General features: G+C 64.2%; 16 protein-coding genes. 10 read left to right on the plus strand and 6 right to left on the minus strand.

Features of this window, described 5'->3' with window-relative positions; translation table 11 throughout:
* Positions 1 to 31 precede the first annotated feature (31 nt).
* From WFP36_RS10425 to WFP36_RS10455, 7 genes are all read left to right on the plus strand, one after another.
* Positions 32 to 913: a hypothetical protein gene (locus tag WFP36_RS10425; protein WP_336980274.1), complete on the plus strand. Its 882-nt coding sequence runs from the start codon at positions 32 to 34 to the stop codon at positions 911 to 913.
* Between the two features lie 115 nt (positions 914 to 1,028).
* The gene (gene rapZ, locus WFP36_RS10430; protein ID WP_336980276.1) at positions 1,029 to 1,961 is read left to right on the plus strand and encodes an RNase adapter RapZ; all 933 of its coding nucleotides are present in this window, start codon (positions 1,029 to 1,031) and stop codon (positions 1,959 to 1,961) included.
* An 85-nt stretch (positions 1,962 to 2,046) separates the two neighbouring features.
* On the plus strand, positions 2,047 to 2,451 hold the full coding sequence (locus tag WFP36_RS10435) for a PTS sugar transporter subunit IIA (protein ID WP_054529374.1): 405 nt from the start codon (positions 2,047 to 2,049) through the stop codon (positions 2,449 to 2,451).
* Between the two features lie 42 nt (positions 2,452 to 2,493).
* On the plus strand, positions 2,494 to 2,772 hold the full coding sequence (locus WFP36_RS10440) for an HPr family phosphocarrier protein (RefSeq protein WP_336980277.1): 279 nt from the start codon (positions 2,494 to 2,496) through the stop codon (positions 2,770 to 2,772).
* Between the two features lie 60 nt (positions 2,773 to 2,832).
* On the plus strand, positions 2,833 to 3,633 hold the full coding sequence (locus WFP36_RS10445; protein WP_336980278.1) for a TrmH family RNA methyltransferase: 801 nt from the start codon (positions 2,833 to 2,835) through the stop codon (positions 3,631 to 3,633).
* A gap of 117 nt (positions 3,634 to 3,750) precedes the next feature.
* The gene (locus WFP36_RS10450) at positions 3,751 to 4,116 is read left to right on the plus strand and encodes an META domain-containing protein (RefSeq protein WP_336980279.1); all 366 of its coding nucleotides are present in this window, start codon (positions 3,751 to 3,753) and stop codon (positions 4,114 to 4,116) included.
* Positions 4,117 to 4,252: 136 nt separating this feature from the next.
* Positions 4,253 to 4,849: a YceI family protein gene (locus WFP36_RS10455; RefSeq protein ID WP_336980280.1), complete on the plus strand. Its 597-nt coding sequence runs from the start codon at positions 4,253 to 4,255 to the stop codon at positions 4,847 to 4,849.
* 104 nt (positions 4,850 to 4,953) lie between these two features.
* Here the strand turns inward: WFP36_RS10455 and WFP36_RS10460 are convergent, their stop codons facing one another.
* Positions 4,954 to 5,691, minus strand: a complete 738-nt coding sequence (locus WFP36_RS10460; protein WP_336980281.1) for a hypothetical protein — start codon at positions 5,689 to 5,691, stop codon at positions 4,954 to 4,956.
* A 5-nt stretch (positions 5,692 to 5,696) separates the two neighbouring features.
* A complete protein-coding gene (locus WFP36_RS10465; protein ID WP_336980283.1) occupies positions 5,697 to 7,106 on the minus strand; it encodes a DNA recombination protein RmuC in 1,410 nt (469 codons plus the stop codon).
* A 279-nt stretch (positions 7,107 to 7,385) separates the two neighbouring features.
* Here WFP36_RS10465 and WFP36_RS10470 point away from each other — a divergent pair, with 279 nt between their 5' ends.
* Complete coding sequence (locus tag WFP36_RS10470; RefSeq protein ID WP_054529367.1) at positions 7,386 to 9,053, plus strand: formate--tetrahydrofolate ligase; 1,668 nt, start codon at positions 7,386 to 7,388, stop codon at positions 9,051 to 9,053.
* Between the two features lie 77 nt (positions 9,054 to 9,130).
* On the opposite strand, the gene WFP36_RS10475 is transcribed toward WFP36_RS10470, so the two are convergent.
* From WFP36_RS10475 to recR, 4 genes are all read right to left on the minus strand, one after another.
* The gene (locus WFP36_RS10475) at positions 9,131 to 10,732 is read right to left on the minus strand and encodes a Na/Pi symporter (RefSeq protein WP_336980285.1); all 1,602 of its coding nucleotides are present in this window, start codon (positions 10,730 to 10,732) and stop codon (positions 9,131 to 9,133) included.
* A 127-nt stretch (positions 10,733 to 10,859) separates the two neighbouring features.
* Positions 10,860 to 11,600, minus strand: coding sequence for a hypothetical protein (locus WFP36_RS10480; protein ID WP_336980286.1), 741 nt, complete (start codon positions 11,598 to 11,600; stop codon positions 10,860 to 10,862).
* 2 nt (positions 11,601 to 11,602) lie between these two features.
* Positions 11,603 to 12,172 carry a peptide deformylase gene (def, locus tag WFP36_RS10485; RefSeq protein ID WP_336980288.1) on the minus strand — a complete coding sequence of 190 codons (570 nt, stop codon included), beginning with the start codon at positions 12,170 to 12,172 and terminating at the stop codon, positions 11,603 to 11,605.
* An 86-nt stretch (positions 12,173 to 12,258) separates the two neighbouring features.
* The gene (recR, locus tag WFP36_RS10490; protein ID WP_336980289.1) at positions 12,259 to 12,855 is read right to left on the minus strand and encodes a recombination mediator RecR; all 597 of its coding nucleotides are present in this window, start codon (positions 12,853 to 12,855) and stop codon (positions 12,259 to 12,261) included.
* A 53-nt stretch (positions 12,856 to 12,908) separates the two neighbouring features.
* On the opposite strand from recR, the gene fmt reads away from it, so the two are divergent.
* Positions 12,909 to 13,841 carry a methionyl-tRNA formyltransferase gene (gene fmt / locus WFP36_RS10495; protein WP_336980291.1) on the plus strand — a complete coding sequence of 311 codons (933 nt, stop codon included), beginning with the start codon at positions 12,909 to 12,911 and terminating at the stop codon, positions 13,839 to 13,841.
* A gap of 130 nt (positions 13,842 to 13,971) precedes the next feature.
* Positions 13,972 to 14,721, plus strand: coding sequence for a tRNA pseudouridine(38-40) synthase TruA (gene truA / locus WFP36_RS10500; RefSeq protein WP_336980293.1), 750 nt, complete (start codon positions 13,972 to 13,974; stop codon positions 14,719 to 14,721).
* Positions 14,722 to 14,727: the final 6 nt, after the last annotated feature.

Consider the following 14,727-nt stretch of genomic DNA (forward strand, 5'->3'; position numbering starts at 1 on the left):
ACCACCACAGAATGCAAGGAGCCTAGGGGGCATGACGCTATTACGAGGCTTCGCCATCACAGTCGTATCGGCCGTCGCAATCTCGCCCTTGGCGGTGTCTGCACAGGGGGAGGGTCAGGTGCTTCTCCAGCCCCTCGGTGAATGGGAAGCGCAGCGCCTGGACGATCGCTGCGTGATGCGACGGGCATTCGGAAACCCGGAAAGGCCCACAATTCTGGAACTCCGCCGGATCGACCCGTGGGATGGTGGCTTTCACGCAGCCATCACCAGCGGAGAGTTCGAATTCTCGCGGGTACCATTTAAAGTTGCTTGGCTGCCTGGAGGGCGCGAAAGCCTGATCGACGTACCGACATATGCGAATGACACCTCCGGACGCGAGTGGGTCGAATTTCAGCACGGGCTATGGGACGGCAAGCTCGACACTCTCAAGGGGGCGGCTCTGACAACATATTTCAGGGACGATGGACCCGCTCGCTTTCAGCAGAGCGTCGGGACGTATCAAATCACTGGCGCGTTCGGCAAAACCATCACCCTGCAGACCGGGCCGATGGCCAGTGTCGTCTCAGGTACGAAACTGTGCATGGAACAGATGCTGGCAGCGCGGGGGGTCGATCCACGCGACATGTCGCGAGACAATAGTCGCGTGGTGGCACGCCATGTCCCGTCAAAACAACGCATTGGGAAATTCCTGCCAGAAGCGATCGCCACCCGAGCGCGACCGTCGCTGGTCGTGTTCCTGCTCTATCTCAACGCCAACGCTCAGCCAACCTCATGTCGCCTCTCATCGGTGCCTTTCGATGAGAGGTTGGAAGCCGGAGGATGCGACCTGCTAATGAAGTACGCGAGCTTCGATTTCAAAGCGGGCGAGCAAGCCAGACAGACCTTCTATAACGTCAGCATAGAATATCGTTGACGATAGGTGTTCAGCTGATGCCTGCGCTGCCCCGCGCCATCAAGCCAGCCCCCCATCCGGCACAAAAGCGCGCGGAGCCTTCCCTTTCGCGCCGGACGGGGGCAAACCGCGCCGGATGACCGCCGAGCCTGCCCAATCCGCAGCTGATTCCCGCCAGCGCATCCTGCTCGTCACCGGCATGCTCGGTGCCGGCAAGACCACTGCCCTGCGCGAGCTGGAGGATCTGGGCTGGGAAGCGATCGACAATTTCCCCATCCGCCTGCTCGACCGGCTGATCGGCGCGGATGACGATTTGCGCGACGGGATCAAGGCCCCGCTGGCGATCGGCTTCGATTCCCGCACGCGCGGCTTCGATCCGGCCGACATCATCGAACGGGTGAAGCATCTTTCCGCGCGGGACGATCTGATCGTCACCACCATGTTCCTCGATTGCTCGGCCCAGGAACTGGAGCGCCGCTATAACGAAACCCGCCGCCGCCATCCGCTGGCGAGCGGCATTCCCGCCATGGACGGCATTGCGGCGGAGCGCGAACTCCTCGGCCCGCTGAGGCGCTGGGCGGATGTGGTGATGAACACCACGGCCTTTTCCACCAACCAGCTGCAGCAGGCGATCCGCGAGCAGTTCGGCATCCATACGGGCGAGGCGATGACGGTGACCGTCAGCAGCTTCGGCTTCTCGCGCGGCGTGCCGGTGGCCGATCTCGTCTTCGACATGCGCTATCTCGATAATCCGCACTGGGTGGCGGATCTGCGCGAGCTGACCGGGCTGGATGCCGCCGTGGGCGCGCATATCCGGAAGGACACTGCCTTCGAGAGCAGTTTCGCGAAGATTCGCGACCTGCTGCTGGAACTGCTGCCGCGCTATGCCGCGCAGGGCAAAAGCTACGTCAATATTGCCTTCGGCTGCACCGGAGGGCGGCACCGCTCCGTCTTCACGGCCGAGGAAATCGCGAAAACCTTGCGCGAAGCGGGATTTTCGCCCACTGTTCGCCACCGGAATCTCGGGTCACGCGCTGCCGAATTGATCGAAGGGCCGCATCAGCCGTGAACCCGAATGCACCTTCACGCCTGTTGGCGCCGATGGTACCCGTGCAACCCCTCGCGGCCGCATCGTTTGAAAGCTGTTTTCCTGCATGATCGGAATGATTCTTGTCACCCACGGCCGTCTGGCCGAGGAATTCGTGAAAGCGATGGAACATGTCGTCGGCCGCCAGGAAGCGGTCGAAACGGTGTGCATCGGCCCGAAGGATGACGTGGAAGCCCGCCGCGCCGAGATCGCCGAAGCGATCAAGAAGGTCGATAGCGGCCAGGGCGCGGTGATCCTAACCGACCTGTTCGGCGGCACTCCCTCCAATCTGGCGATTTCGCTGATGGAGGAAGGCAAGGTTGAGGTCGTCGCGGGAATCAACCTGCCCATGCTGATCCGGCTGGCCGGCGCGCGCGACAAGATGTCGATCATGGACGCCGTGGCGGCGGCCCGCGATGCCGGGCGCAATTACATCACGATCGCGTCCGAATTCCTTGGCCAGGACGCCTGACTCCGCACATAAACGACACGTTACCTTGGGAGGGGTGCACGGATGGATACAGCACGTAGAAGCGTGGAAATCATCAATCAGCGCGGCCTGCATGCACGGGCCAGCGCGAAATTCGTCGCCGCCGTCGCCAATCTGCCGGGCGGCGCGACAGTCACCGTCGCCAAGGACGGGATGGAAGCCGCGGGCGGTTCCATCCTCGGCCTGATGATGCTGGGTGCGGCCAAGGGCGATACAATCGAGGTCTGTGTGAAGGGCGACGACGCCGAAGCCCTGCTGACCAAGCTGGTCGGGCTCGTGATGGACGGCTTCGGCGAAGACTGATCGGCGCAAACCGCGCGGGCCGAGCTTGTCGAAGTCCGCGCGCCGACCTAAGCGGGCACTATGCGCCGCCAGATCACCGGTTTTTCCAACCCCACGGTCAAATATCTCCGCTCGCTGCGGGAGAAGAAGCACCGCAAGCGGGAAGGCAAGTTCCTCGCCGAGGGACTGCGCCTGCTCACCGATGCGCGCGAATCCGGCCGCGTGCCCGAAATGCTCGTCATGTCGACCGAGCGGGACGATCACCCCCTGCTCGCCGCGCTGGAACTGGCGGTGGACCATGCGGGCGGCGAGATCGTGGAATGCACGCCGGAAATTCTCGCCAAGATCACCGGCAAGGAAAACCCGCAGGCCGTGGCAGGCGTGTTCGCGGAATTCGACACATCGCTTGCCCATCTAGACCGGCATTCGGCGAAGATCTGGCTGGTGGCGCAGGCCCTGCGCGATCCGGGCAATCTGGGCACCATGCTGCGCACGGGCGATGCGGTGGGCGCGGGCGGGCTGATCCTGATCGACGATTGCGCCGACCCATTCTCGGTGGAAGCCGTGCGCGCCAGCATGGGCGCGATCTTCACGCAGGACGTTGCGCAAGCCAACTGGGCGGAGTTCATCGACTGGCTGCGCGAAGGAGACGGCCAGTTGGTCGCCGCTTCCTTGCGCGATGCCCAGCCCTATCGCGGCGCGGCCTATGCCGCGCCCTGCTTCCTGATGGTGGGCAATGAATCACGCGGCCTACCGGAAGAATACGAACTCGCCTGCGACCTCAGGGTCACCATGCCGATGCGCGGGCGGGCGGACAGCCTGAACGCCGCAGTGGCGGGCGCAGTGCTGGCCTATGAAGCCCTGGCCGCGCTCGATCCCTGACGCATTGCTGACGGCTCCATTCAGCCCGCTGTCAGCGCATCTCGTCCACAAGAGGACATGCGCCACGCAGTCTCTCTCCTGGCCCTGATTCTCCCGGCCCTCCCCCTCTCGGCCTGCGTGGCGCAAACCGCCCCTGCGCATGAACTGACCGGCAGCAACTGGCGCGTGATCGCCATCGACGGCGAAGCCGCCGCCGCGCCGGACAAGGCCCGCTTTTCCTTCGAAAGCGGCCGCCTGTCGGCCAATCTCGGCTGCAATTCGATGAGCGGCCCGTGGCGCATCGAAAAGACCCGCCTGATCGCCGGGCCGCTGATGCAGACGAAGATGTTCTGCGCCGGCCCCGTGGGCGAACAGGAGATGGCCGCCAGCGCGCTCTTGGTCGCCGGCCCCGCCGTGGAGCAGGATGGCAAGCGGCTCACCCTGCGCTCGAGCGGGCACAGTGTCGTACTTGAACGGATCGGGAGTCCGCAAGACGAGCACTGACATCTGCCGGACCGCTTCTGCCGCATGGACAGAGTCATCCGGGGAACCTATTGCCGCCAAAAGCGCTGTGAACGGAGCGCCGCGATCCGGCCCGCCCGCAGCCCGTTACAAGACTGGATATTGGGGAGAATTGAGCATGTTCCACCGCAAACCCGCCGCTTTCGGCCCTGCTGCCGCGATCGCCGCGCTGGCCCTGCTCACGATCCCTGCCGCAGCTGTCGGCCCCGAAATGTCCGCCCCGGGCTGGATCGTGGACCAATCCGCTTCGAAGCTGGGCTATGAAGGCGTCGGCAATAGCGAGAGCTTCGAGGGCAGCTTCGGCAAGTGGAGCGCGGAGATCAATTTCGACCCCGCCCATCTCGACCAGTCCATCGCCAAGGTGACCATCGACACCGGCAGCGCGAGCAGCGGCGATCCCTCGCGCGACGATCCCCTGCGCGAAGGCGAATGGTTCAATATCGGCGCCTTCCCCAACGCCACCTTCGCCACCAGTGGCATTACCTCGACCGGGCCGAATGCCTATGTGGCCGACGGTACGCTGACCATCCGCGGCATCAGCAAGCCGGTGAAGCTGCCCTTCACCCTGACCATCGAAGGCGACACGGCCAAGATGAAGGGCGAGGCCAAAATCGATCGCAAGGAATGGGGCCTTGGCGAAGGTTCCTGGCAGGACAAATCGGTCGACCCGAACGTGACCGTGAAAGTGGACATCACCGCCAAGCGCGCGGGCTGAGCCTTCCCTTCGTCATTGCGAGCGAGGGAAAGTTGCGCGGCCATCCGGGGCGCCAGATGCAAACGCCCCGGATCGTTTCGCTCGCGATGACGGCGACAGGCGGGTCAGTCTCCCGCCACGAAGGCGCTGATCGCCCAGCCCTCGTCGCGCTCTTCCACGATCAGGCGGTAATCCACCAGCGCGCGCAGTCTGTCCCACGCGATATAGCCTGACCCGCCCTCGCTATCGTCGACCTTGGCGAAGGGGCTCTGCTCGTCCGTGCTTTCCTGCAGTTCGACCATGTTCCAGTCGATGGTCTTCAGCACTTTCGCATCCGCGCGCGGCTCGGCCAGCAAAGGCACGCCCTGTCCGCGCACCAGCAGCAGCATGTAACTGTCCCGCTCGCCATAATCCTGCGCGAAATACCAGGGCATGGTGAAGCCGCCCTGCCGATTGACCGCGCAACCCAGCGGCAGGAGGTGCTCCAGCGCTTCCCACAGCCGGTAATCGGGATCGTCGAGCCGCCGGCGAAGCTCGGCCCTGCCCGCGCCTCCGCCGAAATCGAGCACCACGTCCGGAGCGGCCAGTGCCGCAAGCGCATCGGCATCGCGCTTCACCACCGCATCGGCCAGCCTGAGCCGGAATTCCTCCGCCGCACCGATCCCGCCGCACTGGTCCTGCGGGGCATAGGCCCCTTTCTGGCGGGGCGTAATCAACGAGGTGAGCAAAGTTTGCGCCGCATCCGACCCGGCCTGTGCGCTCTGCGCCGCTTTCGGCGCTGCCTCCGCCTTTTCGGACTTGCCGCAGGCGGCGAGCAGGCCGGTCAGGAGCAGCAGGGCGGCGGGGCGCAGCATTCCGGGCATTCGCGTCATTCCTCCTGTATGGCGGCCTCCCCGGCCTCCACAATGTCCGTGCCTTCCGCATCGGCCGCGACATAGCGAGGAGCCGCTTCGACCAGCGGCACGTCCTCGATCTCGCGCTTGCCGATCTCCACGCCCTTGTCCTTGAGACGGCGACCGGCGGACAAGACATTGCGCTCAAAGCTTCCCACAAACTTGTTGTAATTGCTTACCGCGCTGTCCAGACCTGACCCAACCCGCTTGAGATGCTCGGCTGCCACAGCCAGCCGGTCATAGAGTTCCGTGCCCATCCGGCCGATTTCCATAGCCTCGCGCGCCAGAGCGTCCTGCCGCCAGACCTGTGCCACCGTGCGCGCAATCGCCACCAGATTGGTGGGAGTTGCCAGCAGCACCTTGTTGCGAAAGGCGAAGTCCCACAATTCGGGGTCCTGCTCCAATGCGGCGGCCACGAAATGCTCGCCCGGCACGAACATCACCACGTAATCGGGCGCATCCTCGAACTGGCTCTGATAGCTCTTGGCACCGAGTTGCTGGACGTGGTTCTTCATGGCCCGCGCATGGGCGGCCAGCGCCAAATCGCGCCCTTCCTCCGTATCCGCCTCGAACGCCTCCTGATAGGCATTGAGCGAGACCTTGGCGTCGATCACCAGCTTCTTCTGGCCCGGCACATTCACGATCGCATCCGGCCGCAAGCGCCCGTCTTCCGTATTCACCGAATGCTCGGTGACGAAATCGGTGTGTTCGGAAAGGCCGCATTGCTCCAGCACATTGCGCAATTGCTGCTCGCCCCAGCGCCCGCGTGCCTTGGGGGCATTGCGCAGCGAATTGCCGAGCCGGGCAGCTTCTTGCCGCACCTGTTCCTGCCCTTCGCGCATCGACTGGATCAGTCCGGTAAGCTGGCCGAACGCGTCCACGCGCTTCGCTTCCAGCGTGGCGACCTGCTCCTCGTAACTCTTGAGCTTCTGGCCCACGGGTTCGAGCAAGGCGCGTATCTTCTGCTCGCCATTTTCCTCCGACTGGCGGAAACGCTCTTCCGCGCGCCTCAGGAACGCTTCCTGGGCCTCGCCCAGCACCTTGCTGCCGGCGTTCTGGAACTCCTTGAGCATATCCTCGCGCGCCTGGAGCAGCAGACGCTTCTGCTCTTCAAAGCCAGCCTCCCGCGCCTTGAGCACAGTGAGTTCCTCGCGCGCCCGGTCAAGCTGGCCCGCCAGCGTGTCAGCACGTGCCGCCCGCTCGCTCATCGTCGCGAGTTCCGGCGCCATCCGGGCGAGCTTTTCCGAAAGCTCCCGCCCTGCCGCTTCCGCTGCATCGAGCCGCCTCTTCAGTTCCGCTGCGGGTCGACCGCCGAAGAACCAGCCCAGACCCAGCCCGAAGGCAAGAGCCACAAGTGCAGCAATAACAAGGAACAGCGCGTCCATCCGACCAGCCTGAAATGAGAACGAAATGGGAACTTACCCAAGCCTGTCTGATGGCACAAGGCCCCCACCGCAACGATCCACCGCCGATTGCCACGAGAAGGCAAGAATCCGTCCCAAGAATCACCCTTGAGGATTCGCACAGGAAAATTGTATGAGCCGCTTACAAATTTCAGAATCACGAAATCTTCGTGAGTGCGAAATGGCGGATGGCCGGGCTCGCGCCTTGCCAGACGTACCCGGAAGTTCGAACTGCCCTTAAGACAACAAGGACGAGAAGCGATGCCTACTGATATCGAAATCGCACGCCAGGCCACGCTGGCCCCGATCACCGAAGTCGCCAAGAAGGCCGGCGTTCCCGATGAGGCGCTGATCCCTTACGGCAAGTACAAGGCCAAGATCGACCGTGACCTGCTGCCCCCCGCGCTGGCTCCGGGCAAGCTGATCCTCGTTACCGCCATCAACCCGACCCCGGCCGGCGAAGGCAAGACCACCACTTCGGTCGGTCTGTCGGACGCCCTGCACCGCATCGGCAAGAAGACCCTGCTCTGCCTGCGCGAACCCTCGCTGGGTCCGTGCTTCGGCGTGAAGGGTGGCGGCGCCGGCGGCGGCAAGAGCCAGGTCATGCCGATGGATGAAATCAACCTGCACTTCACGGGTGACTTCCACGCCATCACTTCGGCCCACAACCTGCTGTCGGCCATGATCGACAACCACATCTACTGGGGCAACGAACAGAACATCGACCTGCGCCGCGTGACCTGGCGCCGCGTTCTGGACATGAACGATCGCGCCCTGCGCCAGATCGTCGGCCCGCTGGGCGGCGTTTCGAACGGCTATCCGCGCGAAACCGGCTTCGACATCACCGTCGCTTCCGAAATCATGGCCATCCTGTGCCTCGCTTCGGACCTCAAGGACCTGCAGAAGCGCCTGGGCGACATCATCATCGGCTATCGCCGCGACAAGACCCCGGTCTTCTGCCGCGACGTGAAGGCCGACAGCTCGATGACCGTTCTGCTCAAGGACGCCATCCTGCCGAACCTGGTGCAGACGCTGGAAAACAACCCGGCCTTCCTGCACGGCGGCCCCTTCGCCAACATCGCCCATGGCTGTAACTCGGTGATCGCCACCAAGACCGCGCTGGTCATGGCCGATTACGTGGTGACCGAAGCCGGCTTCGGTGCCGACCTCGGCGCCGAGAAGTTCATGGACATCAAGTGCCGCCTCGCCGGCCTGAAGCCCGATGCCGTGGTGCTGGTCGCCACCGTGCGCGCGCTCAAGATGAATGGCGGCGTTTCCAAGGCCGACCTGACCAAGGGCGAGAACGTGGAAGCCGTGCGCAAGGGTTCGGTGAACCTGAAGCGTCACATCGAAAACGTGAAGAAGTTCGGCATCACGCCGACCATCGCGATCAACCACTTCTACCTCGATACCGATGCCGAACTGGCCGTGATCAAGGAAATGGCTGAAAGCTTCGGCGCCGAAGCCGTGATCTGCAAGCACTGGGCCGATGGTGGCGCGGGTGCGGAAGAACTGGCACACATCGTTGCTGCCAAGGCCGATGCCGGTGCGCCGGACTGGGCCCCGCTCTATCCCGACGAAATGCCGCTGGCCGAGAAGATCGAAACGGTCTGCAAGGAAATCTACCGCGCAGAAACCGTCACGATGTCGCCTGCGGTGAAGAGCCAGCTCAAGCAGTGGGAAGAAATGGGCTACGGCAACTTCCCCGTCTGCATGGCGAAGACGCAGTACAGCTTCTCGACCGATCCGACGCAGCTGGGCGCGCCCGAAGGCTTCGACGTAACGATCCGCGAAGTGCGCATTTCGGCCGGTGCCGGCTTCATTGTCGCCATTGCCGGCGACATCATGACCATGCCGGGCCTGCCCAAGGTTCCCTCGGCCGAGGCGATCTACCTCGACGAGAACGGCCAGATCGAAGGCCTGTTCTAAGCAACAGGTCCAGACGGACAAAGGAAAGGCCGCCCCTCACCGGGCGGCCTTTTCGTTTGGGCGTCGTCAGCGCCGGACTATGAAAGCGCGGGCCGCTTTTCCAGCAGAGCCGCAAGGCGGCGGATCGCCCAGGCGATGCGCTCGTAAGTGCTGGTGATCGCCAATATCTGGCTGCGTTCTTCCGGTGTGTGATGATGCGAGGCAGCGAGATAGGCCTTGCGCATCGCCTCCATCCGCTCCCCGCAATCGCGCGTCTTTTCCTCGATCAGGGGGAAGTCCGCCGGGTTGCTCGTCTTCATTGCATCGTCCGCCAGATCGAGCAGGGCATCGAGTTCTGCCAGAATGCGCGCGCGCATGTCATGCAGATGCGGATCGAGCACATGGGCGGCCTGCCACAATTCGAAACAGGCTTCGTCGAGCGTGTGGAGCAGATGTTGGCGCTTCTGCTGGCCCAGCAGCCATTCGGTATCCTCGCCCGACATTTCGCGCGCCATGAGATCGACCTGCACCCGCTCGATCACGCCGGAGACGAGATCGAAGGCTTCGCGATATTCCTCGGGGCTCGGTCCTTCCTCGTCCTCTCCCCGCAAGGCCGCGCCATAGGCAGGCAGGCGCTCGAACAGGCGCAATTGCTCCATCTCCGCCAGCAGCAGCACCGTATGCGGGCTCTCCGCACCGTCATTGTGGAGGTATTTCGGTTGCCCCAGTTCCTCGGCCGGGAGCGGCGGCGACAGGCGGGCGCACAGGTGGAGGTAAGGTCCTGCCAGCAGATTGAGCAGCAGCGGCGCCAACGCGTTCACGGCAATGGCGATACCCACTGCCAATGTGCCGGAATCCGCCCCACTCACGGCTCCCAGCCATGCAAGCCCTGCCCCACCCGCGAGCAGGCGGTCAGCCCCATAGGCGATGAGGAACAGCGAGACCGAAACGGCATTGTAGAGAATCTCAGCCAGCACCACCTGCCGCGCCTGGCCGTGGAAATTGAAGCCGGTGAACCAGGTGATGAGGCTCGACCCGGCATGGGCGCCGAACACCAGCATCAGCGTCTCGTCCGCACCGAAGATGCCCTGCTTGGCCATGGCGACGGCAATCAGCATGATCGCCATGTGCGACTGGGCGACGAAGGTCAGCACCAGTCCGAACAGGAAGGCCAGCGGCAGCGAGGCCTGAATGAATGTGATCGCGTCGGAGAACAGGCCCTGCTCGGTCAGCAGCAGGGCCGCCTGGCTCATCATCCTGAGGCCGAAGAGCATCAGGGCAAGACCGAAGATGGCCGACGCTCCTTTCAGCAGCGGCTTCGGCCGTTCGAAGGCGATGGCCGCGCCGGACAGGGCGAGCACGAACAGGGCCAGCAGGTGGATCGGAAAGACCGCCGCGATCACCACCAGTGTGCAGCCCAGATTCGACCACAGGGCCACGGGCAGTGCCCGGCGCGGCTCCAGCACCCCGGCATGGACGAAGCTGGCCATGATGAACGAGGTGGTCCGCCCGCTCTGCGACACGAAGCCCAGCGCCGTGCCCGCCGCCATGGCGGAAAGCGGCCGCCGCGTAACTCGCGTGATCGCCCCGCGCAGGCGGGACCCGGCAATCGCGCCCAGATTGCGCGTGACCATCTTGATACCGAAGAACAGGATGCCCAAGCCCGCGAGCGAGTTCATGAACAATTCGATCGCGCTCATCGGGCCCCCTGGCAATTACTGCGAGAGGCTTTCTTGCCGCGATGTGTGACGGTTGCGTGACCGTTACGTGAGCATAGACCGGATATGACAAGGGCCGCCCGTGAGGAGGCGCCCCTTTCGCTGTGACTCAATCCTCGCGATAGAGCGGCGGAAGGTTCCACATCCCCGCGTAATACAGCTCCAGACCAACGTCGTGATCCTCACAAAAGGCCCACTGATCGACCGTACGCATAGCAGCCTTGGCATGGGTCCGGATATCCCACCGAAACGGCAAGGCCTGCTGCATTGACGCCTCATCGGGAAAAAGCAGGTTAAACTGGCCTTTGAGACCCGGCTCGTTTCCCCAGTAGCTGCCGAAATAGACCTTGGGCGGTCTGGTACGAGGCACAAGCGAGATCACGATCTCGCTGAGGCGAGACTTGAGCATTTTGCCGAGCTGGTAAAAGGCCCTTTCTTCCCACGAGTGGACGAAAATAAAAGTCGTCTCCGACTGATATCCGGTTGTGAGGCCATACCGGGCGAACACGACATTCAACGCGCTTCGGATCGCGCCGGTTAACACCCAACCATCGTCCCAGTTCCCCCTGTCGTCCGAAATGCCGAGCGCGGCAAAATCGCGCGTGCGGCGCATCATCACCGTCAGAGCAGGGCAAGCGCGATGACCGCCCCCTGGGGCCGCCCGCCCACAGATCGAGTGTTGCGCGGTCTGGAAGCGCCAAGCAACCACGTCCAGACCGAAACCGGCGAGCATGGCGGAGACTTCGGCATGTGCCGGGGAACCCGGCGCGATGTCCGAATTCAGCCAATAAAGCCGCAAGTCCTCGTCCGGTGACAGCGGCTCGTGCCGCCAAGCTGGCGGCGGACGCAAACTCAGGCCGCCTTGCGCAGCTTTTCGAGTTTCTTGAGCGCCATCGAGCGCTTCAGGCGGCTGAGATGATCGATGAACAGGATGCCTTCGAGATGGTCCATCTCATGCTGGATGCAGGTCGCCAGCAGGCCCTCCATCGCTTCCTCATGCACGGTGCCGTCTACATCCTGATAGCGCACGCGGCAGGTGGCCGGGCGATCCACATCGGCGTAGATTTCCGGCACCGAGAGGCAGCCTTCCTGATAGGTCGAGAATTCGTCCGCCGGATCGAGGATTTCCGGATTGATGAAGACTCGCGGTTCCTTCTTGGTCGGCTGGTGCGTATGCGCCTCGCCGCCATGATGATGGCACACTTCCGGCTCGGCATCCGGATCGTCGGGCTGGAGATCGATCACCACCACGCGCAGGGGCACGCCCACCTGGATCGCGGCGAGGCCGATGCCGGGCGCATCGTACATCGTCTCGAACATGTCGGCGACGAGCGTCTTGAGCTCGTCATCGAAGGTCTCGACACGCGAGGAAATGGTCTTCAGCCGGGGGTCCGGCACTTCAAGGATTTCACGGATAGCCATAGGGCGCAGATAATCGCGCCTTTGGCCGGGCGCAAGAAGCGGCGCGCGGCGAATTTTCGATCAGACCGTGCAGAGCGCCACCGCGCTCAGCCAACCGGTCGCCTTGCGCGCAGCGCCTGGGCGAGCGTTCCCTCGTCCAGATAATCCAGTTCCCCGCCCACCGGCAGGCCATGAGCAAGCTGGGTGATGCGCACCGGGAAACCTTCAAGCCGCTCCGCGATGTAATGGGCGGTGGTCTGGCCTTCCAGCGTGGCGTTCATGGCCAGCACCACCTCGTCGATCCCGCCTGCCTCGACCCGCGCAATCAGCTTGCCGATGGTCAGGTCCTCCGGCCGCACGCCGTCCAGCGCGGAAAGCCGCCCGCCCAGCACGTGATATTTGCCGGTGAACAGCCGCGCCCGGTCAAGCGCCCACAGGTCAGCCACATCCTCCACCACGCAGAGTTGGCGCGCATCGCGGCGCGGATCGGCGCAGATGCCGCAAGGGTTCTGCGTGTCGACATTGCCGCAGGTGTCGCATTCCACCAGTGTCTCGCGCACGGCACCCAGTGCCTCAAGCAGTTGCACCAGTGCAGTTTCGCGCCGTTTGACCAGCCACAGCACGGCCCGCCGCGCGGAACGCGGGCCAAGCCCCGGCAGGCGTGCCAGGGCAGCGCTGAGTGCCTCGATCTCTTGCGATGCCATGGCCCCGGAGATAGGGCTTGCCGCTCTCGATAGGAAGGCCACGAACGCCCGCTATGCGCATCATTTTCATGGGAACGCCGGACTTTGCCGTCCCTGCCCTCCAGGCGCTGCATGACGCAGGGCACCAGATCGTTGCCGCCTATACCCAGCCTCCGCGCCCCGGCGGAAGGCGCGGCAAGGAACTGACGCCCACGCCGGTCCACAAGGCCGCCGAAGCGCTGGGCATTGAAGTGCGCCATCCCGTGACGCTGAAAGACGCGCAAGCGCAGGCGGACTTTGCCGCGCTGGACGCCGATGTGGCGGTGGTGGCCGCCTATGGCCTGATCCTGCCGCAAGCGGTGCTGGACATGCCGAAGCATGGCTGCCTCAACATCCATGCCTCGCTCCTCCCGCGCTGGCGCGGAGCCGCGCCGGTGCAGCGAGCGATCCTCGCCGGGGATGAGGAAACCGGCGTCACGATCATGCAGATGGCTGCCGGGCTGGATACCGGGGCGATGCTGGCGAAGGTCGCTACGCCGGTCGATCGCAAGACCACGGGCGAACTGACTTCCGAACTCGCGACGAGCGGCGCGCGGTTGATGGTGGACGTGCTGGCCAATCTATCCGCCTTCCCGCCCGAGGAGCAGGACGATGCCCTCGCCACCTACGCCGCCAAGATCGACAAGGCCGAGGCGCGGATCGATTTTGCGCAGGGTGCCTTGCAGGTGGACCGGCAGGTTCGCGCCTTCGCCCCGGCGCCGGGTGCGTGGTTCGAGGTGAATGGGGAGCGGGTGAAGGTGCTGCGCGCCGACATTCAATCCCGTCAGGAAGACCTATCGGTCTCTTTTCCGACCGAGCCGGGCCTTGTTCTGGACGACCAGCTGGCCATTGGCTGCGGTGATGGCGCCATTCGCCCCATCACCGTCCAGCGCGCGGGCAAGCCTGTGATGGACTTTACAGATCTGCTGCGCGGCTTCCCTATCCCGGCCGGGACGAGACTGGCATGAGCACAGTGTATGGCCTTCGACAGGCTCAGGCTGAGCGGATGTTGGCACGTGGCAGACATGCGTCTGAACCTGTTTCCCCAAGCGCGCTCAGCCTGAGCCTGTCGAAGGCCACTGGCCAAGGCCAGCCCGGATGACCCGCTACGCTCTCACCATCGAATTCGACGGGACGCCCTTCATGGGCCTGCAGCGGCAGGCGCATGGGCCCAGCGTTCAGCAGACGGTGGAAGAGGCGGTGCATGCCGTGACGGGAGAGACGGCCATCCTCCATTCCTCCGGCCGCACCGACGCAGGCGTGCACGCGCTCGCCATGCGCAGCCATGTGGACATAGAGAAACCCTTCACGCCCTTCCGCCTGATGGAAGCGCTCAACGCGCGGATGCGCCCTGCCCCGGTGGCCGTGATCGGCTGCGAAGTGGTGCCGGATGACTGGCATGCCCGCTTTTCCTGCATCGGCCGCTCCTACCTCTACCGCATCGTCAATCGCCGCGCGCCGCTGACGCTGGAGAAGAACCGCGCCTGGCATGTCAGTCGCCCGCTGGATGCCGAAGCAATGCACCGCGCCGCGCAGCATCTGGTCGGCAGGCATGATTTCACCACGTTCCGCTCGGTCCATTGCCAGGCGAAAGACCCGGTGAAGACACTCGACCGGCTGGCCGTGCGCCGCGAGGGCGATCTGGTGCTGATCGAGGCGGCCGCGCGCAGTTTCCTGCATCATCAGGTCCGTTCGATGGTAGGCACGCTGGCGCTGGTAGGCCTGGGCCAGTGGAGCGAGGATCAGGTGGCCGAAGCCCTGGCCGCGCGGGAGCGCAAGGCGCTGGGCCTCAATGCCCCGCCGGACGGCCTCTATTTCGTGCGCGCCTTCTATCCCGGCGAGGACTGAGCCTGC

It is taken from the genome of Fulverythrobacter fulvus (assembly GCF_037154085.1).
Taxonomy (GTDB): Bacteria; Pseudomonadota; Alphaproteobacteria; order Sphingomonadales; family Sphingomonadaceae; genus Andeanibacterium; species Andeanibacterium fulvum.